25 protein-coding genes are annotated in these 22,346 nt (G+C 62.3%); 6 read left to right on the top strand and 19 right to left on the bottom strand.

The features are described from left to right. Together P1M51_RS12975 and P1M51_RS12970 are read right to left on the bottom strand one after the other, a co-directional pair. Entirely contained in the window at window positions 1–1,077 is a 1,077-nt protein-coding gene (locus P1M51_RS12975) for an aminomethyltransferase family protein (RefSeq protein ID WP_276274572.1), read from the bottom strand. A gap of 39 nt (window positions 1,078–1,116) precedes the next feature. Continuing rightward, window positions 1,117–1,413: a DUF6432 family protein gene (locus P1M51_RS12970; protein ID WP_276245593.1), complete on the bottom strand. Its 297-nt coding sequence runs from the start codon at window positions 1,411–1,413 to the stop codon at window positions 1,117–1,119. Between the two features lie 138 nt (window positions 1,414–1,551). Here P1M51_RS12970 and P1M51_RS12965 point away from each other — a divergent pair, with 138 nt between their 5' ends. Next, window positions 1,552–2,325, top strand: a complete 774-nt coding sequence (locus P1M51_RS12965) for a hypothetical protein (protein WP_276245592.1) — start codon at window positions 1,552–1,554, stop codon at window positions 2,323–2,325. 25 nt (window positions 2,326–2,350) lie between these two features. Beyond that, window positions 2,351–2,734 (top strand): DUF5611 family protein, encoded by a 384-nt coding sequence (locus tag P1M51_RS12960; protein ID WP_276245591.1) that lies wholly within the window; start codon window positions 2,351–2,353, stop codon window positions 2,732–2,734. Window positions 2,735–2,934: 200 nt separating this feature from the next. Here the strand turns inward: P1M51_RS12960 and sepF are convergent, their stop codons facing one another. Beyond that, window positions 2,935–3,294 carry a cell division protein SepF gene (sepF, locus tag P1M51_RS12955; RefSeq protein ID WP_276245590.1) on the bottom strand — a complete coding sequence of 120 codons (360 nt, stop codon included), beginning with the start codon at window positions 3,292–3,294 and terminating at the stop codon, window positions 2,935–2,937. Between the two features lie 185 nt (window positions 3,295–3,479). Between sepF and P1M51_RS12950 the strand changes: the two genes are divergently transcribed. Continuing rightward, window positions 3,480–4,628, top strand: coding sequence for a S8 family peptidase (locus P1M51_RS12950; protein ID WP_276245589.1), 1,149 nt, complete (start codon window positions 3,480–3,482; stop codon window positions 4,626–4,628). Between the two features lie 15 nt (window positions 4,629–4,643). Here the strand turns inward: P1M51_RS12950 and P1M51_RS12945 are convergent, their stop codons facing one another. After that, the gene (locus tag P1M51_RS12945; protein ID WP_276245588.1) at window positions 4,644–5,123 is read right to left on the bottom strand and encodes an RNA-binding protein; all 480 of its coding nucleotides are present in this window, start codon (window positions 5,121–5,123) and stop codon (window positions 4,644–4,646) included. Window positions 5,124–5,248: 125 nt separating this feature from the next. On the opposite strand from P1M51_RS12945, the gene P1M51_RS12940 reads away from it, so the two are divergent. Genes P1M51_RS12940 through P1M51_RS12930 form a run of 3 tightly spaced genes read left to right on the top strand, consistent with a single transcriptional unit; the run spans window position 5,249 to window position 8,593 of the window. Continuing rightward, window positions 5,249–5,545 (top strand): hypothetical protein, encoded by a 297-nt coding sequence (locus tag P1M51_RS12940; protein ID WP_276245587.1) that lies wholly within the window; start codon window positions 5,249–5,251, stop codon window positions 5,543–5,545. Between the two features lie 50 nt (window positions 5,546–5,595). Next, window positions 5,596–6,900 (top strand): ribonuclease R family protein, encoded by a 1,305-nt coding sequence (locus P1M51_RS12935; RefSeq protein WP_276245586.1) that lies wholly within the window; start codon window positions 5,596–5,598, stop codon window positions 6,898–6,900. 52 nt (window positions 6,901–6,952) lie between these two features. Next, complete coding sequence (locus P1M51_RS12930; protein ID WP_276245585.1) at window positions 6,953–8,593, top strand: acyl-CoA synthetase; 1,641 nt, start codon at window positions 6,953–6,955, stop codon at window positions 8,591–8,593. Here the strand turns inward: P1M51_RS12930 and P1M51_RS12925 are convergent, their stop codons facing one another. From P1M51_RS12925 to P1M51_RS12855, 15 genes are all read right to left on the bottom strand, one after another. Continuing rightward, window positions 8,594–9,328 (bottom strand): ABC transporter ATP-binding protein, encoded by a 735-nt coding sequence (locus tag P1M51_RS12925; RefSeq protein WP_276245584.1) that lies wholly within the window; start codon window positions 9,326–9,328, stop codon window positions 8,594–8,596. Then, window positions 9,325–10,074: an ABC transporter ATP-binding protein gene (locus P1M51_RS12920; protein ID WP_276245583.1), complete on the bottom strand. Its 750-nt coding sequence runs from the start codon at window positions 10,072–10,074 to the stop codon at window positions 9,325–9,327. Before P1M51_RS12920 ends, P1M51_RS12925 begins: the two co-directional genes overlap by 4 nt. A gap of 1 nt (window position 10,075) precedes the next feature. After that, on the bottom strand, window positions 10,076–11,239 hold the full coding sequence (locus P1M51_RS12915) for a branched-chain amino acid ABC transporter permease (RefSeq protein ID WP_276245582.1): 1,164 nt from the start codon (window positions 11,237–11,239) through the stop codon (window positions 10,076–10,078). After that, the gene (locus tag P1M51_RS12910; protein WP_276245581.1) at window positions 11,232–12,173 is read right to left on the bottom strand and encodes a branched-chain amino acid ABC transporter permease; all 942 of its coding nucleotides are present in this window, start codon (window positions 12,171–12,173) and stop codon (window positions 11,232–11,234) included. Before P1M51_RS12910 ends, P1M51_RS12915 begins: the two co-directional genes overlap by 8 nt. Before the next feature lie 28 nt (window positions 12,174–12,201). Beyond that, complete coding sequence (locus tag P1M51_RS12905; RefSeq protein ID WP_369685107.1) at window positions 12,202–13,485, bottom strand: ABC transporter substrate-binding protein; 1,284 nt, start codon at window positions 13,483–13,485, stop codon at window positions 12,202–12,204. A gap of 177 nt (window positions 13,486–13,662) precedes the next feature. Continuing rightward, window positions 13,663–14,364 carry a helix-turn-helix domain-containing protein gene (locus P1M51_RS12900; protein WP_276245579.1) on the bottom strand — a complete coding sequence of 234 codons (702 nt, stop codon included), beginning with the start codon at window positions 14,362–14,364 and terminating at the stop codon, window positions 13,663–13,665. A 178-nt stretch (window positions 14,365–14,542) separates the two neighbouring features. Further along, window positions 14,543–14,980, bottom strand: coding sequence for a PTS fructose transporter subunit IIB (locus P1M51_RS12895; protein WP_276245578.1), 438 nt, complete (start codon window positions 14,978–14,980; stop codon window positions 14,543–14,545). Next, window positions 14,977–16,662, bottom strand: coding sequence for a phosphoenolpyruvate--protein phosphotransferase (ptsP, locus tag P1M51_RS12890; RefSeq protein ID WP_276248443.1), 1,686 nt, complete (start codon window positions 16,660–16,662; stop codon window positions 14,977–14,979). Before ptsP ends, P1M51_RS12895 begins: the two co-directional genes overlap by 4 nt. Further along, on the bottom strand, window positions 16,662–16,925 hold the full coding sequence (locus P1M51_RS12885; protein ID WP_276245577.1) for an HPr family phosphocarrier protein: 264 nt from the start codon (window positions 16,923–16,925) through the stop codon (window positions 16,662–16,664). The genes ptsP and P1M51_RS12885 overlap by 1 nt, the downstream gene beginning before the upstream one ends. Beyond that, window positions 16,925–17,389 (bottom strand): PTS sugar transporter subunit IIA, encoded by a 465-nt coding sequence (locus P1M51_RS12880; protein WP_276274571.1) that lies wholly within the window; start codon window positions 17,387–17,389, stop codon window positions 16,925–16,927. Before P1M51_RS12880 ends, P1M51_RS12885 begins: the two co-directional genes overlap by 1 nt. Window positions 17,390–17,425: 36 nt before the next feature. Then, entirely contained in the window at window positions 17,426–18,550 is a 1,125-nt protein-coding gene (locus P1M51_RS12875; RefSeq protein WP_276245575.1) for a PTS fructose transporter subunit IIC, read from the bottom strand. A 137-nt stretch (window positions 18,551–18,687) separates the two neighbouring features. After that, window positions 18,688–19,599, bottom strand: coding sequence for a 1-phosphofructokinase (gene pfkB / locus P1M51_RS12870; RefSeq protein ID WP_276245574.1), 912 nt, complete (start codon window positions 19,597–19,599; stop codon window positions 18,688–18,690). Next, the gene (gene glpR / locus P1M51_RS12865; protein WP_276245573.1) at window positions 19,596–20,360 is read right to left on the bottom strand and encodes an HTH-type transcriptional regulator GlpR; all 765 of its coding nucleotides are present in this window, start codon (window positions 20,358–20,360) and stop codon (window positions 19,596–19,598) included. Before glpR ends, pfkB begins: the two co-directional genes overlap by 4 nt. 112 nt (window positions 20,361–20,472) lie before the next feature. Continuing rightward, window positions 20,473–21,306, bottom strand: a complete 834-nt coding sequence (locus P1M51_RS12860) for a hypothetical protein (protein WP_276274570.1) — start codon at window positions 21,304–21,306, stop codon at window positions 20,473–20,475. A 96-nt stretch (window positions 21,307–21,402) separates the two neighbouring features. Then, window positions 21,403–22,245: a hypothetical protein gene (locus P1M51_RS12855; RefSeq protein ID WP_276245571.1), complete on the bottom strand. Its 843-nt coding sequence runs from the start codon at window positions 22,243–22,245 to the stop codon at window positions 21,403–21,405. Window positions 22,246–22,346: the final 101 nt, after the last annotated feature.

The following is a 22,346-nucleotide window of genomic DNA, read 5'->3' as shown; positions in this document are numbered from 1 at the left end:
TCAGTTCGGATACGTCGGCAGTCGCCCGGATTGCTGGCTCCCCTCGACGAAGGGGAGCGGTTCAATGCTGCCGGTTGTGTTGCCGACAGTCACGTCGGTTGCGTCCAGTCCGTATTCGACGTAGGCGAGCGCGATTGGCTCGTCGCGCGAGGGACTCTGGACGGCGCGCGTCACCTCACCCACCTCGTCGCCGTTTGCGGTGACGGTTGCGCCTGCTTCGGGAACTTCTTCGCAGACGAGTCCCACGAGTCGTCGGCTTGGCTGGCCACGATTCTCGACTCTGGAGACGACTTCCTGGCCGACGAAACAGCCCTTGTCGAAGTTCAGTGCGTTGCGAATGCCGGCGACGTTCGGAATCCGCCCTTCGAGTTCGGTCTCGAACAGTGGCGTTCCGGCTTCGAGGGTGAGTGAGTCCCACGTGTCGTAGCCGAAGGGGGTCGCCGCCATGCCGAAGTAGAGCAGAGCGTCGAGGACTTCCTCAGCCTTGTCCGCCGCACAGACGACTTCGTAGCCTTCCTCGCCAGTTAGCGCGTCGGTCGCGATGACGGTGACGCCAGCGTCGCCCATCGACCCGCGGTCGAATGAGAGCGCTCCCTCGGGTGCGCCCGGGCCGGTGAGGACACTGGCTACTTTTTCCGTGGCCTTCGGCCCGTGGACGCCGAACACGGCGAAGTCGTCGGTGGCGACGGTGATATCCACGTCCTGAATGAAGGTCTTCCCGCGCCAGTCTTCGGCAAGCGGAGCGGCCTCGTCCGGCGGCGTGAACAGCAACAGGCGCTCGCCAGCGTTGTAGACGTACATGTCCAGTTCGACGCGACCCTGTGGGTCGAGCAGAAGGGCGTAAACCCCCTGACCGTCCTCGGTCGGGACGGTGTTCGAAATTGCGTTGTCGACGAACTCGACGCGGTCTGCGCCTTCGACGAGGACGACCCCGTAGCCCATCTCGATGACGCCGACGACGTTTCGGACGGCTTTGTGAGCCTGGGCGGGCCGTCCATAGTTGCCGACGACGCGACGGCCGCCGCGCTCTGTGAACGTTGCGCCGTGGTCTTCGTGGAACCCCTCGAGGACGGTCATGGCTGGTGGTATTTCCTGCCCGGGAATAAACTTCGCCCTCTACGGCGAGAATTTCTCGATGATTCTGTCGATGAGCGACGGTTTCAGCTCGGCTTCGCCCGGTTCAGGGACGACCTTATCGTCCGGCAGGATGACGGTTCGCGCCCCCTCGTCGGTCACCTCGATGAGGCCTGCTTCTTTCAGGTTGGCGAGCGCGTCTTCGAGTTCGTCGATGGAGATGTCCGCGTGTGCTCTGAGCTCGAAGACGGTCATGCCCTCTCCCTTTCGGTCGACCAAGGCGTCGAGCACCGCAACCTCTGTCGCGTCGCGGTTCCGATACTCACGCTTTGCCCTCATACCCCACTGTATGTCGGGATGCATCTTACCCTTGTCCCCTCTCGTGGCCCGTCCGTGGTGGTGGCCGTCTGCCAGTTTTCTCGCCGGACAGTCCGGGAAACAGTACTCTTATACTCGCACGTGGGGATGCATTTGCCAATGAGTCTCAAGTGTTCGCTTCTCGGTCACCGCTACGGCGAACTGGAGGTAGAGCGGGAGCGAGAGGAACGAGGGAGTGAAGTCGTCGTCACGGTGCGCGAGATCGAAGTGTGCGAACGCTGCGGTGGGACGCAGGTTCGCTCCGAGGCAAAGGAGATTACGTCGGCCGAATCGCCCGCGGGCGAACCGGAGCCAGTTCCCGACGAACCGGACGTTATCGTCACGGACGACCTCGCTGACGAGGACGCAGCCGAAGACGGGTTCGACCACGAGGACGCGTCGGCGTTCGACCACGAAGACGAGACGAACGCTTCCGAGGCGGATGCCGTCGAACCGCCCGCCGACCCGAGCGAGGAGGACGTAGAAATCATCGACGACCACGAGGACGCCGGCGTGGGGCACGACACGAGCCCGGACCTCGAAGACATCGAAACCGAATCGACGTTCGACGAACTCGACGCAGAGACCGACGACGGCGTCATCCTCACCGACGAACCGGACGAACCGGAGCGCGAACCCGGCGCGTGGCCGGACGAACCGGCACGCGAGGACCCGAAAGATACGAGTTGGATACAGAACGGCGCAGACGAGGCAGACGAACCAGAAGTCGAGGAGACGACCGATGCGGGAGCAATCGCTCCCGGCGAGGGCGTGTTCCAGTGTCCGAAGTGTGGTTTCGACACGCCGGTTCGTGAATCACCCCTGCGCGAGGGCGACATCTGTCCGTCGTGTAAGCAGGGCTACTTAGACCGGGTCGCGACGCGAAAAGAGTAAAACCTGGCTACGCAAACACCTGTCTATGAAGGAGTACAAGATGCGCCGCGGTGAGACGCTGGAGGAGCGAATCCCCGACATGAAAGCGACCGTCGAAGACTACTTTGGTCCCATCACGGGGACGGAGGACTTCAAAGGGAGCGACCTCCTCGTCGTCGGCGAGCCGAAGAATCCGGTGTTCAAGCGCATCGTCGCTGGTGCGGTCAAGTACAGCGGCAAGAAAGACAAACTCGCGGTTCACTTCGAAGAGCACGACGCGAAGGAAATCCTCGACAAGGGGCTCGCAGACCACGCCGCAGACGCCGTGAGCGCGAAAAACAACTTCCTGCTCGAAGCCACGGGACGCGACGCAAAGAGCCGCCGCGAGTCCATGAAACGCGAAGTCGAAGACGACTCCCCCGACTTCTAACCTCCGTTCGCTTTTCAGGATAGTACTGAGAAAATACCTAGATTTATCGTCGTGTGTTACGTATTGACATAATAGCTCTCAGACACGGTACTCGGCTGGTGGGAGTCAGACCCGCGTACCGGTTCGGGGACTGAGGGCGCTGTCTGTCATGGGAATTCCGACCGGGCACTTTTTTGTGCGTCTGAAAAATGACCGCGAGCCTAGCGGCCGCCGAGCTTCTGGCGGCTGATTGAGACGCCCGTCGGGGTGAGAATGAGCTGGTCGTCGTCCTTTTGGACGATATCGCCACCGACCTCCTGGGCGACCTGCTGGAGTTCGTCGCTGATGCGCTGCATTGTGCGGTCCTCGGTCGCGTGTCGGGTGATGTCCGCGATGACCAGGTCGCCGTCATAGATGGCGTCCTTGATGGCAATGACGTCCTGTTGGTTCCCGATTTTCGCGATGTGGACGCGCATCTTGGCGTCGCCAGCCGCCGCCTCGAAGTCGTCGATGTTCAGCTCCAGGTAGTCGTCGGTCTTGCGAGACCCACGTTCACCCAGGAGCTTGCTCATAAGTCCCATAGAACACAAACCGGTTCCTTCGAGTATAGGCTTTACGTCAGACGGAGTTCGTTTCCCGCCTCTCAGAGTCACTCACACCCACGGTAGTACCTACGTGGTCCATGCGAACATAAGCCAAGTTTTAAATAACTATAACGAAAGTTTAGGTTACATCTATGTCAGATGTAAATTTAACTCGAAGAAATTTGCTCAAAACGTCGGCTGTCGGTGCCGTCGGGACGATGTTCGTTGGCACGGCTGCGGCGAACCGGGCTCCTCGTCGTATCGTCGGAACGAGTTCGCCAGGTGCGAGTGAAGAAGCACGAAACCGGGCGGACTCCGTCAGCAGAACCCTCGACTTCGGCTCGATTGGGCAGGCGGTCGCCGGGCGCTTTTCGGACAAAGCGGTCGAACAACTCCGCAAGCGCGACGACGTCCGCTACGTCGAAGCGGACATCACGATGTACGCCATCGGCGGCAAGCCGGGCGACGGGGTCACGACCCAGGCGCAGACGTTGCCGTGGGGCGTAGACCGCACGGACGCGGACGTCGCTCACGCAAATGGCGAAACCGGGAGCGGCGCCGACCTCGCCATCATCGACACCGGCATCGACTCTGACCACCCCGACCTCGCCGCGAATCTCGGCACCGGGAGGGCGTTCACGAAAGCAAAGGGCAACTACGCCTACGACTGGGACGACGACAACGACCACGGCACCCACTGTGCCGGCATCGCCGCCGGTATCGACAACGCAGAGGGCGTCGTCGGCGTCGCACCCGACGCGACGCTCCACGCGGTCAAGGTGCTCGACAAGCGCGGAAGCGGCTCCCTCTCCGACGTGGCCGCCGGTATCGAGTGGACCGCAGACCAGGGCTACGACGTCGGTTCGATGAGCCTCGGGGCGAGCAGTGGCGCACAGACGCTCAAAGACGCCTGTCAGTACGCCGTGGACAACGGCGTCTTCCTCGTCGGTGCGGCAGGCAACAGCGGCCCGTGTACCGACTGTGTCGGCTACCCGGCCGCCTACTCGACGGTCATGGCCGTTTCCTCGACGAACTCCTCGGATGGTTTCTCGAGTTTCTCCTCGCAGGGACCAGAAGTCGAAATTGCCGCCCCCGGCACGGACATCTACTCGTCGGTCATCGGCGGCTACGACACGTTCTCGGGAACGTCGATGGCGACGCCGCACGTCGCCGGTGCCGGCGCACAGCTCATGGCGAACGGGAGTTCGAACTCACAGGCTCGTTCGACGCTGCAAAATTCAGCAGAAGACATCGGCCTCGCCGCGAACGAGTCCGGGTCCGGCCTGCTCGACGTGGCCGCGGCGCTCGGTCTCGACTCCTCTGACAACTAACTCGAATCCCCTTTTTTACGCGGTGAAGTTGTAGAGTTCGTCGCCAACGAAGTGGATGGACTTCACGACTTTTCCGGAGTCGCCGACCATGTCGGCACCGTCGGTGAGAGCTTTGCCGATGGCGAGCACCTTTCCGTGGGTTTCCTCTGCAATTGCGACGATGTCGCCTTCGTCGATGGTCTCGTCGGCTTCGACGATGCCCGGTCGCATCACGTCCGCGCCGTCCGAGACGAAGGAGACGGCTCCCGCGTCCACGGTGACGACGTTACGCTCCGGTGGGAAATCGTTCGCGCCACGGACCGTGAGAAACGGTCGACCGTCGAGACGGCCAACCGTCGCGTCGCCGTCGACGAGAATGAGGTCGAACGCGGAGTCCTTGAACTCGACGAGTTCGAAACTATCTGCGTCCAGGTCCACGCCGAGTTCGGCGGAGAGTGCCTGTTTAATCTTCGTTACCTCGTCACTCCGGAGGTGGTGGCGAGATTTGACTTCCATACCTGAACCTGTCACCGCCGGGCATTAACTCTTACAGACTCTTTTGCGCCCCGCGAGACGCCGCCAGTGCGACCAGAATTGTGCCAGCCAATACAGTTAATTACAACCGAGTCTAAGCCCCGGTCATGTGGGGTCCCCGGAAGTCCCGGGCCAGCACGGTGGTCACCTGCACTGCCTGCGGAAGCACCGTCCTCAGGAAAGAGGCACGCGAGTACGACAAACTCGGCAACCGCTGGGAGCGTGAAGGAAAGCAGTTCGAACACCTCTGTAAGGAGTGTGACACCGACCTCTGCCACCAGCCACGAGCCGGGCTCGAAGACCTGTTAGAGGAGTGTGGCGCAGGCGAAGTCTCTCAGGACGAATTTCTCGCGCGATACGCGACCACCGTTCGCGACCGCTACGAATCGCTCGGCGAGCGATAGCTGATTTTCGGGTCGATACGCCTTTCAGTTCGACACGCGTAGCCCAGCACATGACTGACGAACAGGCCTACGCCGGGACGGCCGAGGGCCAGGGCCCCGTCGAAATCGACGAGGACCTCGCCCGCCACCTCGCGAACAAACGCGAGGAACTCTTCGAGAAGTTCGAGATTCGCGATGCCTTCCCCGAGGAAGTCATGGCCGAAGCAGAAGAACGCACCACCGACGTGCAAGAAGAAATCCACGCGGAAGTCGACAACCGCGCTGACCTCCGGGACATGCAGACCTGGACTATCGACCCCGTGGACGCCCAGGACTTCGACGACGCCATCAGCATCGAAGAGTCAGAAGAGGAGTACACGCTGTGGGTTCACATCGCCGACGTGACCCACTACGTCCACCCAGAATCGAAGATGTGGGACGAGGCGGTAAAGCGCGGCAACACGGTCTATCTGCCCGCCTACACCATCCACATGCTCCCGCCGATGCTCGCAGAGACCGTCTGCTCGCTCGTGCCAAACGAGGAGCGCCTCGCCCACACCGTCGAGATGCACATCAGCAAGGAGACGCTCTCCTACGAGTCCATCGACATCTACAAGTCCGTCATCGAGTCCGACGAGCGCCTGACCTACTCACAGGCAGAAAAGCGACTGGAAGACGAGGACGCGGCCCTCCACGACGAGATTTCGCTCGTCTTCGAACTGGCGAACCAGCTCCACGAACAGCGCAAGGAAGATGGGTCGCTCGTGCTCAACCCGAGCCGCGACCGCGCCCACACCATCATCGAGGAGTGCATGCTGAAGGCGAACAAGGCCGTCACGCACGAACTCATGTGGGGTCGCGGCGTCGAGGCGATGTACCGCGTTCACCCACAGCCAACGCCCGACGAGTGGGACAAGGCACTGCAGGAGATTCAGGACTTAGACGGCGTGAAGATTCCCGGCAGCACGTGGGACGACCCGCGCAAGGCCGTGAACGCGACTATCGAGAACGCGCCGGGTCGCCAACTCAACAAGATTCAGTGGGCCGTGATGAAGGTGATGCCACGCGCGAAGTACATGAACGACCCGTTCGGGGGCCACCACGCGCTCAACTTCGAGATTTACGGCCACTTCACGAGCCCGATTCGCCGCCTCTCTGACCTCATCAACCACTGGATCGTCTACCAGAACGACGTGCCAGAGAACCTCGTCGAACTCTGTGACCGCGCCTCCGAACGACAGAAGGCCGCAGAAACCTGCGAGCGCCAGTATAAGCAGTTCTTAGAAGAAGTCGGCCTCGACCCCTACGCGGTCAACAGCCGCGGGCTCAAAGTCGTCTCCGACGACGACGAGGACGACGCGGTAGACGACGAATAAAATTCACATATCAACCCGCGGATTGTAGTCAGCAGCCCGCGTAATTTTTGCCATGCCATGGCACGTCACGATTCCGGGGGATAGCTACGACGCAGCCCGCGACCAGTTCGAGTGGGACATCCCGAAGAGCTACAACCTTGCTTACGACCTCGTCCGAAAACACGCCGACCCGGGCCAGATTGCCCTCTATCAGGCGTATCCCGACGGACGACGCGAGGCGTACACCTTCCACGAACTCGACCGCCTGTCGAACCAACTCGCAAACGGCCTCGCAGACCTCGGCGTCGAGCGCGGCGACCGCGTGGCCGTCCTCGTCCCGCAGAAACCGGCGAACCTGCTCACCCACCTCGCGTGCTGGAAACTCGGAGCAATCTCGCTGCCGCTGTCGAAACTGTTCGGCCCGGACGCGGTGGGCTATCGCCTGCGCGACAGCGAGGCGACGGTCGTCGTCGGAGACGAGAGCGTGACGGACGTGGTGAGGGCAGTTCGTGACGAGTGTCCTGACCTCCAGCACGTCGTCGAAGTCGACGGCGGAGACGGGAGCGTCGAAACCTCGTTTCAGGAGGTGCTCGCGGGCCAACCGGACACGTTCGACATCGTAGAGACAAACGCAGACACGCCCGCTATCATCATCTACACGAGCGGCTCGACCGGGCCACCAAAGGGCGCGCTCCACGGTCACGGCGTCTGGGTGGGCCACTGCCCGGCGTTTCGAATGTACTTCGAACACGACGTGCAGGACGCCGTCTGCTGGACGCCCGCAGACTGGGCGTGGATTGGCGCACTCGGCGACCTCGTCTTCCCGGCGTGGCACTACGGCCGCCCCGTCGTCGGCTACCCGATGGGTAAATTCGATTCGGCGACGGCCTTCTCGCTCATGGAGGAGTTTGGCGTCACCGACACGTTCCTCCCCCCGACGGCCATCCGGATGCTGATGGACGTCGAGTCGCCGACCGAGAAGTACGACCTCTCCCTGCACGCCATCTGCTCGGGGGGCGAACCGCTCACGCCGGAAATCCTCGACTGGGCCGCAGACGAACTCGACGGCGTCGCCGTGAACGAACTCTACGGGCAGACCGAAGCCAACCTGCTCGTCACCAACTGCCGTCAGTGGTTCGACGCCCTGCCCGGCAGCATGGGCAAGCCGGTTCCCGGTCACGACGTGGCCATTGTGGACCCAGAGACGGGCGAGGAGTGCGCCGTGGGAGATGTCGGCGAAATCGCGGTCAGGCGAGAAGGCAACCCCGTCTTGTTCAAAGAGTACTGGAACGACCCTGAGAAGACGGCGGCCTCCCGCGTCGGCCCGTGGCACCTCACCGGCGACCTCGCGACGCGCGACGACGAGGGCTACATCTGGTTCAAGTCGCGCGACGACGACCTCATCACGACGAGTGGCTACCGTGTCGGCCCGGGCGAAGTCGAGAGCGCGATTCTCGAACACCCCGACGTCGAACAGGTCGGCGTCGTCGGCGTCCCGGACGAGCGCCGAGGGGAGGTTATCAAAGCGTTCGTGCAGGTGAAATCGGACGTCGAGAAGCGCGAGGCGCTCGAAGTCGAGATTCAGAACCTCGTCAAAGAGAACCTCGCGAAGTACGAGTATCCACGCGAAATCGAGTTCGTCGAGACACTGCCACAGACGACGACCGGGAAGATTCAGCGAAAAGAACTGCGCGAACGGGAACTCGCGAACTGACTACTCCTGGCCGCTGCCCTGCATCAGTTCCTGAATCGCCGGCTTCTTTTTCAGTTCGTGGGGGTCGCCCGAATCGACCACTTCGCCGCGTTCGACGACGACGATGCGGTCTACGATTTCGGGGACGTGGGTCACGTTCGACTCGGCGATGAGCACGGCGATGCCCTGCTCGTTGATGGCTCTGATGTGTTTTTTCAGGTTCTCGACGACCACGGGAGCGAGGCCTTCGAGTGGCTCGTCTAAGATGAGTAGGTCTGGCTTGAGCGCGAGCGCGCGACCGATGGCCGCCATCTTCGCCTGTCCGCCCGAGAGGTTCTCGACGTTCGCGTTCGACCGTTCTTCGAGTTCCGGGAGCACCTCGTAGACGTCGCGGACGACGGCGTCCTCGTCGTCGATACCGCGCGCCTTCCCGGCGGTCCAGATGGGCAGACGGAGGTTCTCGTCCACCGTCATCCCGGTGAACAGTTTGCGGTCTTCTGGCTGGTAGCCAATGCCGCGCTTTGGGATGAGTTCTGGACGCATCGCGGTGAGTTCCTCGCCCGCGAATCGGACCGACCCGCGTTGGATGGGGGTCAGGCCCATGATGGCTCGGAACGTAGAGGTCTTGCCTGCGCCGTTGCGGCCAACGAGGCCCACTGCTTCGCCCCGGTTTACCTCGAAGGACACGTCGTGGGTCACCTGGAATCCCTCGACTTCGGCGTTCAATTTCTCGACTGTGAGGAGCGGGTCGCTCATTCTTCCACCCCCATCAGGAGGCGGCGAAGTTCGGCGTCAGTTTCGAGAATCGATGGGTCGCCCTCGCCGTGAATCGCTCCCTGATGGAGCGCCACGACGCGGTCTGCGTAGCCTTTCACGATGTCCATGTCGTGTTCGATTGTGACCGTGGTCACGCCCTCTTCCTTCGAGACGCTCGCGATGGTGTCGATGACGTACTCCTTTTCTTTCGTGGAGACGCCCGCGGTCGGTTCGTCGAGCAGCAGGTAGTCCGGTTCGAGACCGAACGACATGCACACGTCGAGGAGTTTGCGCGTCCCGTGGGGCAACTCCTCTGCGACCGAGTCGGCCTGTTCGTCGAGGCCGAACTTGGTGAGGAGGTCGTCGACCTTCTGCTCTACCTCCTCGTGTTCGTCGCGATAGCTGAACAGGCTCATCAGCTTTTTCTCCTTCGAGAGGACGGCGGTGCGCACGTTTTCACGGACGGTCATCTCGTCGAACACCTGGACGACCTGGAAACTACGGACGAGGCCGGCGTGGACGCGCTCTTCGGGAGCCATCTCCGTCACGTCCTCGCCGTCCATGACGACGCTGCCGGCATCCGGTTCGAGCAGGCCGGTCAGCAGGTTCACGAGCGTCGTCTTGCCCGCGCCGTTCGGCCCGACGATGAAGACGATTTCACCGTCGTGACGGCCAAATTCGACCGACACGTCGTTCGTCGCGACCAGACTTCCGAACTGCTTTCTCAAGCGTTTGGCTTCTAACATCTCACTTCACCCCGAAGACGAGGACTTTCACGTTCTGCACCGACCGACTCGCGGCGGTGACGAGCGATTCTGCGAACGACGAGAGCCACGACCCGACGACTGCGGGGTCGTCTTTGAAACTCGCGGCGGCCTCGCGGACGCGCCCGCCCTGCTTGAGCGACCCGACGATGCCCTGCGGGAAACCAAAGACGAGCGCCAGCAGGACGAGGCCGGTCAGCGCGTCGAAGTAGTTCGTCAGGTCACGGCCCACGTCTTGGAGGAGGACGAGGACGATGCCACCCACGAGTGGGCCAAGCAGGGTCTGATACCCGCCGAGAATGGCCATGAACAGGATGTCACCAGAGCGCAGGAAGTAGAGCACTGGCCCCGGACGGACGTGCTGTTGGACCATCGCGTAGAGCGCGCCGGCCATCCCGCCGTAGACGGCGGAGATGACGAACGCGAGCCAGACGTAGCGGCGGACTGGAATCCCGATGAACTTCGCGCGGGTCCGGTCCTGCCCGATGGCGTCGAGTGCGGCTCCGAACGGCGAGTGGATGATGCGCCACATCACCAGCAATCCGAGGACTGAGAGGATGACGGTGAGGTAGAACAGCAACACGCTGTAAGCGTCCGGCGGCAGCCCTAACCCGAAGACGTCGGGGCGCATGTTCGGCCCCGGGCGGACGGGCAGGCCGTCGCTCGACCCGAAGAACGACTGCCCCTGAACGAGCGCGTAGAGGAGTTGGCCGAAGGCGAGCGTCAGCAGGGAGAAGTAGAGCCCGGTGTGGCGAAGCGAGAGGAAGCCGATGAGCATCGCCATGAGCGTCGCGAGCAGCATACTCGCGAGCAACAAGAGGGCGAATTCAGTCACGTCGTACTTCGCGGCGAGCACCGCCGTGGTGTACGCACCCGTCCCGAAGAAGGCGGCGTGCCCGAACGAGACGAGTTGCGTGTGCCGGACGAGCAAGTTGAGGCCTACTGCGGCGAGGCCGAACACGATTCCCTGATGGAGGACGCTGAGTTGAATCGACGGCGAGAGCCGCGCGATGTCCGGCAACGCGAACAGGACGAGCAGGCCAACAAGCGCGAGTGCAGTTTGTCGGAGCGTGAGTTCGAGTCCACGCATCACCCGCACTTTGCGCTCGCCGTCGCGGGTGACGAGACCGGGAAGGCGGCTACCCATCGATTTCACCCCACGTTCCGAATAGGCCGTCGGGCTTTACGAGCAAGATGAGCGCCATGATGGCGAAGGGGGCGGCGAGTTCGGCGGGCGGGTACTGCCACGTCGCCCACCGACTCAGAATTCCGACGACGAGCGCGGCGACGAACGCGCCCCGGAGGCTGCCAAGCCCGCCAATCACGATGACGACGAACGAGAGAACGAGCGGGTTCGCACCCATCTCCAACGTCGCGTTCGTCGGCGGCAGCGCCATCGCCCCGGCGAAGCCGGCGAAGAACGCGCCCACGGCGAATACGAGCGTGAAGGTGCGGTCGGTGCTCACGCCGATTGCCGTCGCCATCTCGCGGTTGATGGCCGTCGCGCGGATGATGCGCCCCGTTTTCGTCCGGTTGAAAAAGTAGAACAGACCCACGACAGTAATCGCCCCGACCACGATGATGACGAGGTTGTAGGTCGGATAGTTCAACCCGACGAGCGAGGCGGCGGGGATGCTGTTGATGCCACTGAAGACGCTCTGGAGGCGGACGGGTTGCGGGCCCCAGCCGAACTTGATTGCGTCCTTGATGATGAGGAGCAGCGCGAACGTGAGGACCAACTGGTACACCTCGTCGCGGTCGTAGATGGGGCGCAACAGCACCGCCTCGATGGCCGCGCCGACGGGCACGACGAGGGCGGCGGTGAGGACGGCCCCGCCGAGGACGACGGCGACGAACATGGCCTGCGAGGCTGGGTCGGTCGGTGGCGGGACGAGACCCACGACGTAGCCGACGACGCTCGCGGCGACGTACGCGCCGAGGGCGTACAGCTCGCCGTGGGCGAGGTTCAGCACGTCCAGGATGCCGAGGATGATGGTCAACCCCGAGGCGATGAGAAACAGGATGAACCCGTACTGGATGCCGTGGAGCGTGTGCGTGATGAAGTTGGTGAGGACGCTCATGGATTTCGAGTAGGTTTCATGGGCGTGCTCACCAGCTCCCGATCCAGTCGATAGCGGTCGTTCCCGGGGGTGGCGACACTTCCTGTGGCGTGTAGGAGTTGACGCCGGTGAGAATCGGCGCACCAACGTCACCGGACCACTCCATCTCGCCGTAGTAAGAAGTCGAGAGACCCTGGTGTCGCTCGCTCATGACGTGGTAGCCGGCGGGCGTGAAGAAGCCGTGTCCTTCGAGCGACATGGCGATTTGTTCCTGGCTTGGCCACCCGCCGAGCATATCGACCGCCTTCTGGGTGGCGGTTGCCCATGCGGTTACTGCACCGTAGCCACTCATGAAGTGCCCGCTCGGGACGATGTCCCACTGGTTGCGAGCGTCGTCGAGCAGCTGCTGGCCGGGACTCCAGCGAGATGGCTCCGGTTCACCCCAGTAGTAGTTGCGCGAGCCGGAGAACGCCTGGGCCTGTTCGACGACGTCCTGGCTCAGGTCGTTCACGGCGGAGTAGAGCACCGTGCCGACGAGTTGGGTGTTCTCGAACATGTTGTTCGCGGCGGCTTGGTTCATCAGGGTCACCACGTCGCCACCCCACTGACTGGAGAAGGTCACGTCCGGCTGCTCGTTGTTGACCTCGGTGATGTGGGTGGACATGTCGTCTGCGAGCAGGTCGGGGAAGCCTTCGTGGACGATTTCGACGTCGGTCAGTTTCTTGAGCGCGGTCGTGTACACCTTCCACTCGTCTTTCCCGAACGCGTAGTTCGGGTTGATGCCCGCGACGGTGTTCACGTTCTCCGCGCCGAGGCGGTTGACCGTCTCGCGGGCGGCGGAGACGCACTCCATCACGTCGTAGTTCTGGAAGCGAAACGAGTAGGTCGGGTCCGGAACCGTTTCCTCGTAGAGGGTGGTCACCGTCCCGTCGGTGGCGACGTTCACGACACCCTGTGCCTCGACTTCCGGGGCGAGCGCGGCATGGCCACCCGAGGAGATTGGGCCGAAGGTGACGTCTTTGCCCTCGGAGACGAACTGCTTGTAGTTCTCGACGTAGGCGTCTGCCTCGTGTTTCACGTCGAGTTCGATTTCGCGACCCGCGACGCCGCCTGCCTCATTGATGCGGGAGATGGCGAGTTCCGCGCCGTACTGGGCTTGCAGGCCGAGAACGGACGCCGGCCCCTCGGTGAACGTCTGGAGGCCGGCCTGAATCGGTTCGTCCGGCACGTTCTGCGTGCCACCCGTGTCGTTTTCGTTCGTGCCCGCACCGATGAGCGAACTACACCCGGCGAGGGCCGCGGCGAGCGCCGTCCCGCCGACGGCTTTGAGCATCGTTCGTCGGTCCATTCCGTCGTCTGGAGAAATCTCGTGAGTCATGGCTGTGTGTCTGTCGCGTGCAGAGGCTGCGTCCATCGACAACCGACTTCGTCTCGCATGCCGACTGCTGTCACACACCAATTTTCCTCACAAACTGCGAAATAGCAGCGGGTTAATATGTAAACGTCCGGCTCACTCGAGGTCAGCCATCACCGCGATGACGTTCTCCAGCAGCTTCTGCTGGCTCCGTCGCAGGTTCTTCGAGACGGCGGTTTTCGAGATGTCGAACTCGTCTGCGAGCGACGCGAGGTTCGCGTCCCGGGGACTGTTGAAGTAGCCGGATTCGACCGCCGTCGTGAGAGTGTCGCGCTCGACCGTCGAGAGATTCCGACAGCTTTCGAGTAGGGAGATGGCCGGACCGGCGTTTCGCAACAGGTCGAACAGTTCGCTCAGTTCGTAGGTTCGGCGGGCCTCGACGCCGAAATCGTTGTGGTGTTCCAGTTCGGCGAGCAAGTCGTCGGCGAGACCACCGTCGTCTACGCCCACGTGCCACGTTTCGGACCCTCCCTCGATGTGAAACGGCCCGGTGATGTAGCCGTCGAACTCGCGCACCGTCGCCATGGCGTGGGTCTCGCCGATAGCGGTTTTCACCTGCGCTCTGTCCTCGCGCTTCGAGAGCAGTTCGAGGTCGTGCATGTGCCTGTGGTCTGCGAGCGCGTGGAGGCCGTCGTCCAGCGCGGAGCGACTCGGTGCTTCGACGAGCATCCGCGTCTCCAGTTGCTGGGAGCGATTGTCGAAATCCCACTGCATCGCGGTAAACGACACCGGGAGGTCGTCTGTGGTGTCGATGAACGGACAATCGTACTGCTTCATTTCGAGCGTGAGGTCAATCATGGCCGGTGCCTAACTGTGAATTACTCACATGGTCATTCGGTATAAATTCCTGTCATGGATTCTGGACAGGTATCTGTCTTGACTAATCGCCCGGTCGAGCAAACAGACACGAGCGCCTTGGCGCTACTCAGCGACGTGTCGGCGTCACGGTAAACCGCGAAAAATGGGTCGGACGTTCTCAGGTAAATCGCTTTTTGACCTTACCGAACAGGCCGCCGTCGTCCTCGTCGGTACTCGACTGGTCTGCGGCCAACTCAGTCTCGGTGGAGGTCACGTCCGTCTCCGTCTCGGGTGCAGCTTCTGCGGTTGCGTCGCCGGCCACCGACGCGGCTTCGTCGATGAGTGCTTCGGGGTCGTTGACGGCGTCTTTGACCGTCCCCTTGACGAGTGGTTTGCCCTCGAAGCGGTCGGTCTGTACCTTCGTGTCGGCGGCGACGATGACTGCGTCAGCGCTGGCGATGTCATCCGCCGAGAGTTCGTTCTCGGTGCCCATCGCCCCGTTGACTTCGACCTTGATTTCGTGGCCCTTCTTCGGGGCGTGCTGTTCTAAGTTCTCTGCTGCCATCTGACTGTGTGCGATGCCGGTTGGGCAGGCTGTGACTGCGACGAATTTCATGGATTGAGGTGTTTCTGTACGTCATCGAAAGTCGTTGCGGCCAGCGCGTCGCTGGCGAGTGTCCTCGCGTCGTCTCGAATCGTCTCGGTAATCGCGGCTTTCACATCGGGGATGGTGATGGCGCTCATGCTGAGTTCGTCTAAGCCGAGGCCGACGAGAAGTTCGAGCACGGCGGGGTCTCCCGCCATCTCGCCGCACATTCCGACCCAGCAGTCGTGGTCGTGGCCCACCGAGACGATTCGGTCGATGGCCCGAAGGACGGCCGGGTGGCACGGGTCGTGGAGGTGGGCGATACGGTCGTTCTCGCGGGAGGTCGCCATCACGTACTGGGTGAGGTCGTTCGTCCCGATGCTGAAGAAGTCCACGCGGGCGGCGAGTTCCGGAGCCACGAACACCGCACTCGGCGTCTCTATCATCACGCCGAGTTCGGGTCGCGCCCAGGCTTCGCCTTCTGCCTCGAGTTGCGCGGCCACGTCTTCGACCGTTTCGAGCGCCCGGTCCAGTTCTTCGATAGTCGAGACGAGGGGAAACATCACCGAAAGTCCGTCGCCGTGCTCGCTCGCGGCGGCGCGAAGGAGCGCCCGCATCTGCGTGCGAAACAGCGACTCGTCCACGTCGAGCGACCGGCGGATGCCGCGCTCGCCGAGGAACGGATTCGCTTCGGCTGGCTGGTCGAGATACGGAATCGGTTTGTCGCCGCCCACGTCGAGGGTGCGGACGACGACGCGGCCGTCGGGGAACGCAGAAAGCGTCTCCACTAGCGTCTCGTACTGCTCGTCCTCGTCGGGCGGAGCCTCGCGGTTGAGAAAGAGGAATTCGGTTCGAAACAGGCCGATTCCATCCGCGCCGTGCTCCACGGCGGATTCGATTTCCGCGGGCGTACCCACGTTTGCGGCGACTTCGATGGGGAATTCGTCCGCAGTTTCGACTGGTTCGTTCCGCACCCCGACGGTGCGTTCGTCCGTTGTACGGGCTTTGCGTGCCGAATCCGGTTCGGCGACGACCTCGCCTGCGTCCCCATCCACGACGACTTCGGTTCCCGCTTCGATGGCGTCGAGTTCCGACCCGACGCCGACGACGGCGGGGATGCCGAGCGACCGGGCGAAAATCGCCGCGTGTGAGGTCCGTCCTCCCTCGACCGTTGCGAACCCGGCGATTCGGGCGGGGTCGAGTTGAGCGGTGTCGCTCGGTGTAAGGCGCTCTGCGAGCAGGACAGTTCCCGCCGGCAGGGCCGACAGGTCGATTCGTTCACCGTCGGCGAGGATGCGCAGGAGGCGGTCGCGCACGTCGCGGAGGTCGTCCGCCCGTTCTGCCATCATGCCGTCCATCGCTTCGAACTGCGAGATGGGGTCGGCGAATGCCTCCTCGACGGCTGTTCCCGCGGCGAGGCCGTCTTCGATAGCGTCTATGACGCTGTCTTCGATTTGCGGGTCGGCGAGGAACTGGATGTGGGCGTCGAACACGCCGGCTTCCTCCTCACCGATCAGTTCGCGAGTGCGCTCGCGCTCTGCTTCGAGTTCCTCACGGGCCGTTTCGACGGCAGCGTCGAATCGGGCCTGTTCCTCTGTGGGAGTCCCGGCCGACTCGTCGTCGGGCAGGTCAGCCTCGGGCCGGTACCAGCGGGCGGTACCCACGTCTGTGAGCGGGGTTGCGCCGGTTCCGATGGCCGTTCGAGCCACTATCAATCACCTTCTGATGTCGTGAGAATCACTTCGAGTGCGTCGAGAGCCGCTTTGGCGTCCGGCCCGTCCGCGGCGATGACCACGTCGTCGCCCGCGGCGACTCCGAGGCTCGTCACGGCGAGCATGCTCCCGGCGTTTACCGCGTCGCCGGAGACGGGGGCGATGGTGATTTCGGCGTCGTACTCGCCCGCGGTCTCGACGAAGTTAGCGGCGGGGCGAGCGTGGAGGCCGTCCTCTGGGACGACGGTCACGGTGCGCTCCATCAGGCGACCGCCTCCGCTAAGGTGTCGCGAACGTCCTGCTCTGTTTCCGCCTCGTACAACGACTCGCGGACATCCTCGTGCATGAGCGCACGGGAGAGCGAACTCAGTATCTCGAGGTGGTCATCGCTACCAGCGGCCGGGACGAGAATCATGAAGATGAGGTGAGCCGGTTCGTCGTCCATCGCGCCGAAGTCGATACCGTCTTCGACGCGGGTGAAGGCGACGAGCGGCTCGTCCACGGCGTCGGTCTTCGCGTGGGGAATGCCGATTCCCATGCCGACGCCGGTCGTCGTCTGCTGTTCGCGTTCGAGTAGTGCAGCGAGGGCTTTTTCTCGGTTTGAAACGCGACCGCCATCGACTGACAGGTCGAGGAGGTATTCGATACACGCGCGTTTCTCGGTCGGGGCTCCCGAGAGGGAGATGTGTGTCGTCGGGAGCAGGGTGTCGATAGTTTCTGGATTCATGGGTTAGCCAAAAGGTGGAGTTGTTCGAGTGAGTAGTCAATCGGACGTTTGCGACGTAGTTCCTGTGACAGTCTCGCCAACAGCTGACTTGAGGCCGGTTGCCACGCCCGCGGTCACGAGCGACCCGAGCAGGACACAGCCGATGAACAGGAGCGGTTGATTCGAGAGGAACACGACGAACATGCCACCGTGCGGGGCGGGCATCGTGACGCCGAGCGACATCGAAGCGCCACCCGCGACAGCGCTCCCAGCCACGAGTGCGGGGATGACTCGAAGCGGGTCGGCCGCGGCGTAGGGAATCGCTCCTTCCGTGATGAACGAAAAGCCCATCAGAAAGCCGTTTTTCGCGTTTTCCTTCATCTCTGATGCGTACCTCTCTGGAGAGATGTAGTTCGAAATCGCCATGCCGATTGGCGGTGTCATGCCAGCGATCATGACGGCGGCCATGGGTGCATACACCTGCTCGCTGATGAGGCCGACCGAGAACAGGTAGGCGACTTTGTTTACGGGGCCGCCCATGTCGAAAGCCATCATCCCGCCGAGGATGAGGCCGATGACGACCGCCTGTCCTCCCTGTAAACTCTTGAGGAAGGTGTTGAGAGACTCGTTTGCGATGGCGACCGGTGCGCCAATCCCGAAGAGGACGACAGGGGCGAGCACCGCTGTCGTGAGGACAGGGATGATGAGCACCGGCATCATCGGGGCGAGGACGCGCGGGACGTTCAGGTTCTTGAAAAAGCGAGCGACGTATCCGGTGAGCAGTCCGGCGACGAGGGCACCGAGGTATCCCGCGCCGAGGCCGCCGGCGTCGAGACCGATGAACTTGCCCGCCTCAGTGACGATCGTTCCCTGCTGGAGCAAATACGAGAGGACGAATCCGGGTGCGAGCGCCGGACGATCCGCGATTGCGTACGCGATGTACGCACCGAGAACCGGCACCATGAGCGTGAGACCCGCCGAACCAATCTGTGCGAGGAACCAGCCGAGTGAGCCAGTGTTGTCGAGCACAGTCCTGGTATCGCCGACGGCGAAACCGAGCGCGAGGAAGATACCGCCGATGGTGACGAACGGAATCATGAACGAAACCCCGGTCATCAGGTTCTCCTTTACGGAGGTAACGTGTGCTCGAAGTGCCGTTTCTGCCGAATCGCTAGATGACATGGTCTGCCCAGAACCTAGAGAGAGTGTTCAAAAGATGTTTCGGATTTGATTGTTTCTGCACAAGATATTGTCAAAATTTTCCTACCGATTTTCACAATCTCTTCGAAACCAACGGATAACGCGCTGAAAACTCGTAATCACTGGCAAACAGAAACAGTCACACGACCGGTGTTCAGTTGTACGTTTGACAGTATCGGTACTGTGGTGCCGGGCGTCGTGACCACTTCTGAGGCGACTGCGACGCCCTCTTTCAGCGCTCCTTCGTCACCGGTCCCGCGTGCGTACGCGGAGAGTAATCCAGCGAGGAATGCGTCTCCTGCACCGACCGTATCCACGACGCGCACGTCGAGCGCAGTCGCGTGGAACACGGTTTCTGGAGTGACGAGCAACGCACCGTCTCCGCCAAGCGACGCCGCGACGCGGTCGTATCCTCGCCGCTGTAGCGCTTTTCCCGCCGCGATACACTCGTCGAGCGTCTCCGTCGGAAGTCCGGTCGCCGCCGAGAGTTCTTCTCGATTCGGTTTACAGAGTGCGAACTCCGCGTCGAGTTCGGTGAGTAAGTCGCCACCCACGTCGACGACGGTCTCCCACGGCCCAGCCCTCGCGATGCGGTCTACGCCAGACGCGTCGAGTCCCTTGGGGAGACTTCCCGCCACGACCACCGAATCCGGGTCGTGTTCGTGGGCGCGTTCGACGATTCGGTCGATTGCATCAAGACCGACGGTCGGTCCGTGTTGATTTATCTTGAACTCGCCATCCGGCGCGTGCAGTGTCGTGTTCAACCGCGTGCGACCCGCGATTTCGACGAAATCCGCATGCACGCCCGTCTCGTCCAGACGCGTCTCGATGAACTCGCCGAGAAAACCGCCGATGAGGCCCGTCGCATACGTCTCGACGTCCCGCTTGGTCAGGTACTTCGAAACGTTGATGCCCTTCCCACCGGCGTCGTACTGGGCGTCGTCGGTCCGGGCGACCGCGCCGTGGGTGAGTGGTTGGTCGAGGGTGAGCGTGTGGTCTACCGCGGGGTTCAGCGTGACAGTGAGAATCATTCGGGAGTCTCCAGGACCGCGACGTCTGCTGCGTCGAACGTTTCTTGCTCCGCCCGGGTGAGCGACCGGTCGGTGATGAACACGTCCACGCCTTCCAGGTCTGCGAACTCGATGAAGCTCCGCTTTCCGACTTTCGACCCATCTGCGACGAGGACGACGCGTGCTGCCCGCTCGATCATGACCTCTTTGACCAGGGCCTCGTCCTCGTTCGGGGTGCTCAGGCCTCCATCGCTGTCGATGGCGTTCGTGCCGAGAAACAGGAGGTCGAAGTTCATGCGTTCCATGAACCCAGTCGCACTCGGGCCGACGAGTGCACGAGTCCGCCTGCGGAGTGTTCCACCCGTGAGTTTCACTTCGTTCTCGTCGCTCGTAAGTTCCATCGCGAGCAGCGGTGAATTCGTTACCGCGAGAAACGATCCGTCTTTTGGCGCGCGTTTACCGACCTGCATCGTCGTCGTCCCCGCGTCGAAGAAGACGACCTGTCCGGGGCGAATCTGCTCGACTGCAACCTCCGCGATGGCCGCTTTCTGTTCGAGACGCTGGACGTCGCGCTGGCCGTAACTCTGTTCGCGCCCTACGGCAGTCACCGGGACTGCCCCGCCGTGGGAGCGTTCGATGAGTCCGTCGTCTTCGAGTTGACGGAGGTCGCGACGAATCGTCGCCTTCGAGAAATCGAGTTCCGTTGCGAGGTCGTCTACGGCACACCCGTCTCGTGCGGTGACCAGTTCGACGATTTTTCGCTTTCGCTCTGCGGGTAACATGCGTTGGTCGTTCGACTAGGTGTATACGGGCACACTTGTTAATTGCTTGTGTTGACTTTCTGCGTGCTTTTGTGCGCAAAAATCAGTGTTCCCCGCTCGATTCAGGAGGCGCTCAAACTGGTTTCCCCGGAACGCTCTCTTCGCGAGTGGTGCGCACCCGGCTGAAGTACGACGAGGCGGACTCGCGCACGCTCAGTTCGGTCGCCGCGACGAAGGCGACGGCCCAGACGATTGCGAGCGCACCCCAGAGCGTGCCAGCACTCGATGCGAGCGTCGGGAGCACGATGGACGCGAATCCGACGTACACGGCGAACAGGCCGGTCAGCCACGCAAGCAGCCGGAAGCCGACGGACTCGAAGGCCACGAGCAGGCCCGCAGCGAGTATCGTGAGTGCGATAGCGACCATCGGCATGTAGTGGCCGAACAGCGCGTGTTCGTCACCGGTTGCCTGCAGCTGGAACTGGTTTCCGGCGTAGGCCAACAGCGGGATTGCGGTCACGAGAGTCAGGCCGAGGATGGCGGGGCTGTATCGTTCACCAATTGTGAGCAGTCGGCGACCTGCCGGGTGCAGGAGTCCGATCAGCACAACTGGAACGAAGTACAGCAGGATGAACAGGTCACCCGTGAAGACTGAGAGGGCTGTCAAGATGGCCATGGCGAGGAACGTCGCTTGGTACGTCGCGACCCTCGTCTCGGGCTTGTAAAGCTGGACGAGGACGCCGAGGGTGACGAACGCGACGAAGCTCGCGAGTGCAATCACGTGGAACTGGTGGATACCGAGTTCAGCACCCATCGTGAACCCGAGAACGAGGAACGGTAGCAACTCGCCTGCGGTGAATACGAAGATGCCGAGCGTCACGAGGACGACGAGGTAGAACGCCACGCGCTTTACACGGTGCATCGTCGTGGTCGTCGATTGGTCGAATGTCGATTCTGTAACTGCCATGGAAATCACTCTGTAGGCGTACAGACGTACGGTGAGGAGATGATAATGAATCGATTGTCGCTAATAAGGGGCTATTTCGACGACAAAAGGGGTCGCTCAGGCAGGCTTGCCCGTGACCGTCTCCTCGCGCTCGCCCAGGATGCGGTTGAAGTAGGCCGACTCCGGGTTGCGAAGGGTCATTTCGGTCGCGACGACGAGCGCGATCGCCCAGACGATGGCGAGCGCGCCCCAGAGGACGCCGACGTTCGACGCCTGAGGCTGGAGCGCCACTGAGAGCACCCCGAAGTACGCCGTCATGAACGCGGTAAGCCAGCCGAGCAGGCGGTAGCCAATCGACTGGAACGACACAAGCAGGCCCGCGGCGAGGATGGTCAGGCTAACCGTCGCCATCATGCCGTAGTGGCCCATGAGCGCGTGTTCGTCACCGGACATTTGCAGGGTCAACTGGTCGACAGCGAACGCGAGCAGCGGAATCGCCGCGAGCAGCGTCAGTCCGAGGACCGCCGGACTGTACCGGTTGCGTACCGTGAGGAGCTTCGTGCCCGCCGGGTGCAGGATGCCCATCAGGATGAACGCGCCGACGAACGGGTAGAGGATGACTGCCGTCTCGTTCGGAATCACGGTGAAGATGATGGCGGCGATGAGCAGGAGAATCGCGGCCGCCTGGAACGACGCGACCCGTCGTATGGGCTTGTACAGTTGTACCAGCACGCCGAGGAACGCGAAGAACACGCCAATTGCGATGCCCATCACGTGTAGTTGGTGGATGCCGAGTTCCTCACCGATGACGAACCCGAGTCCGAGGAGCAAGAACAGCTCCCCGGTCGTGATGAGGAAGGCAGCGAGCGTCGCCAGCACCGAAATGTAAAACGCGACCCGCTTTACTTCCTGCATGGTCGAAGTTTCAGTCTCCATCGCGGACGGTTCTGTTGCTGACATAGTATTTACCACCTGAGAGTGCAATTACGCGACTAGAGAAGAAAACTATTCACTAACTGTCAGTATAAACAGACTATTACTCTGGACGGTTGTGTGAAACC

Origin of the sequence: Haladaptatus sp. QDMS2, from assembly GCF_029338295.1 — an archaeon.
In the GTDB taxonomy this organism is placed as follows: domain Archaea; phylum Halobacteriota; class Halobacteria; order Halobacteriales; family Halococcaceae; genus QDMS2.
Note: the sequence above shows the minus strand (reverse complement) of the source record. Positions and strands in the feature narration are given on the sequence as shown.

Bases quoted from the DNA above. Each gene is read 5' to 3' on its own strand.
- P1M51_RS12975 (WP_276274572.1), bottom strand. From the start codon at position 1,077: ATGACCGTCCTCGAGGGGTTCCACGAAGACCACGGCGCAACGTTCACA.
- P1M51_RS12970 (WP_276245593.1), bottom strand. From the start codon at position 1,413: ATGAGGGCAAAGCGTGAGTATCGGAACCGCGACGCGACAGAGGTTGCG.
- P1M51_RS12965 (WP_276245592.1), top strand. From the start codon at position 1,552: ATGAGTCTCAAGTGTTCGCTTCTCGGTCACCGCTACGGCGAACTGGAG.
- P1M51_RS12960 (WP_276245591.1), top strand. From the start codon at position 2,351: ATGAAGGAGTACAAGATGCGCCGCGGTGAGACGCTGGAGGAGCGAATC.
- sepF (WP_276245590.1), bottom strand. From the start codon at position 3,294: ATGGGACTTATGAGCAAGCTCCTGGGTGAACGTGGGTCTCGCAAGACC.
- P1M51_RS12945 (WP_276245588.1), bottom strand. From the start codon at position 5,123: ATGGAAGTCAAATCTCGCCACCACCTCCGGAGTGACGAGGTAACGAAG.
- P1M51_RS12940 (WP_276245587.1), top strand. From the start codon at position 5,249: ATGTGGGGTCCCCGGAAGTCCCGGGCCAGCACGGTGGTCACCTGCACT.
- P1M51_RS12935 (WP_276245586.1), top strand. From the start codon at position 5,596: ATGACTGACGAACAGGCCTACGCCGGGACGGCCGAGGGCCAGGGCCCC.
- P1M51_RS12930 (WP_276245585.1), top strand. From the start codon at position 6,953: ATGCCATGGCACGTCACGATTCCGGGGGATAGCTACGACGCAGCCCGC.
- P1M51_RS12925 (WP_276245584.1), bottom strand. From the start codon at position 9,328: ATGAGCGACCCGCTCCTCACAGTCGAGAAATTGAACGCCGAAGTCGAG.
- P1M51_RS12920 (WP_276245583.1), bottom strand. From the start codon at position 10,074: ATGTTAGAAGCCAAACGCTTGAGAAAGCAGTTCGGAAGTCTGGTCGCG.
- P1M51_RS12915 (WP_276245582.1), bottom strand. From the start codon at position 11,239: ATGGGTAGCCGCCTTCCCGGTCTCGTCACCCGCGACGGCGAGCGCAAA.
- P1M51_RS12910 (WP_276245581.1), bottom strand. From the start codon at position 12,173: ATGAGCGTCCTCACCAACTTCATCACGCACACGCTCCACGGCATCCAG.
- P1M51_RS12905 (WP_369685107.1), bottom strand. From the start codon at position 13,485: ATGCTCAAAGCCGTCGGCGGGACGGCGCTCGCCGCGGCCCTCGCCGGG.
- P1M51_RS12900 (WP_276245579.1), bottom strand. From the start codon at position 14,364: ATGATTGACCTCACGCTCGAAATGAAGCAGTACGATTGTCCGTTCATC.
- P1M51_RS12895 (WP_276245578.1), bottom strand. From the start codon at position 14,980: ATGAAATTCGTCGCAGTCACAGCCTGCCCAACCGGCATCGCACACAGT.
- P1M51_RS12885 (WP_276245577.1), bottom strand. From the start codon at position 16,925: ATGGAGCGCACCGTGACCGTCGTCCCAGAGGACGGCCTCCACGCTCGC.
- P1M51_RS12880 (WP_276274571.1), bottom strand. From the start codon at position 17,389: ATGAATCCAGAAACTATCGACACCCTGCTCCCGACGACACACATCTCC.
- P1M51_RS12875 (WP_276245575.1), bottom strand. From the start codon at position 18,550: ATGTCATCTAGCGATTCGGCAGAAACGGCACTTCGAGCACACGTTACC.
- pfkB (WP_276245574.1), bottom strand. From the start codon at position 19,599: ATGATTCTCACTGTCACGCTGAACCCCGCGGTAGACCACACGCTCACC.
- glpR (WP_276245573.1), bottom strand. From the start codon at position 20,360: ATGTTACCCGCAGAGCGAAAGCGAAAAATCGTCGAACTGGTCACCGCA.
- P1M51_RS12860 (WP_276274570.1), bottom strand. From the start codon at position 21,306: ATGGCAGTTACAGAATCGACATTCGACCAATCGACGACCACGACGATG.
- P1M51_RS12855 (WP_276245571.1), bottom strand. From the start codon at position 22,245: ATGTCAGCAACAGAACCGTCCGCGATGGAGACTGAAACTTCGACCATG.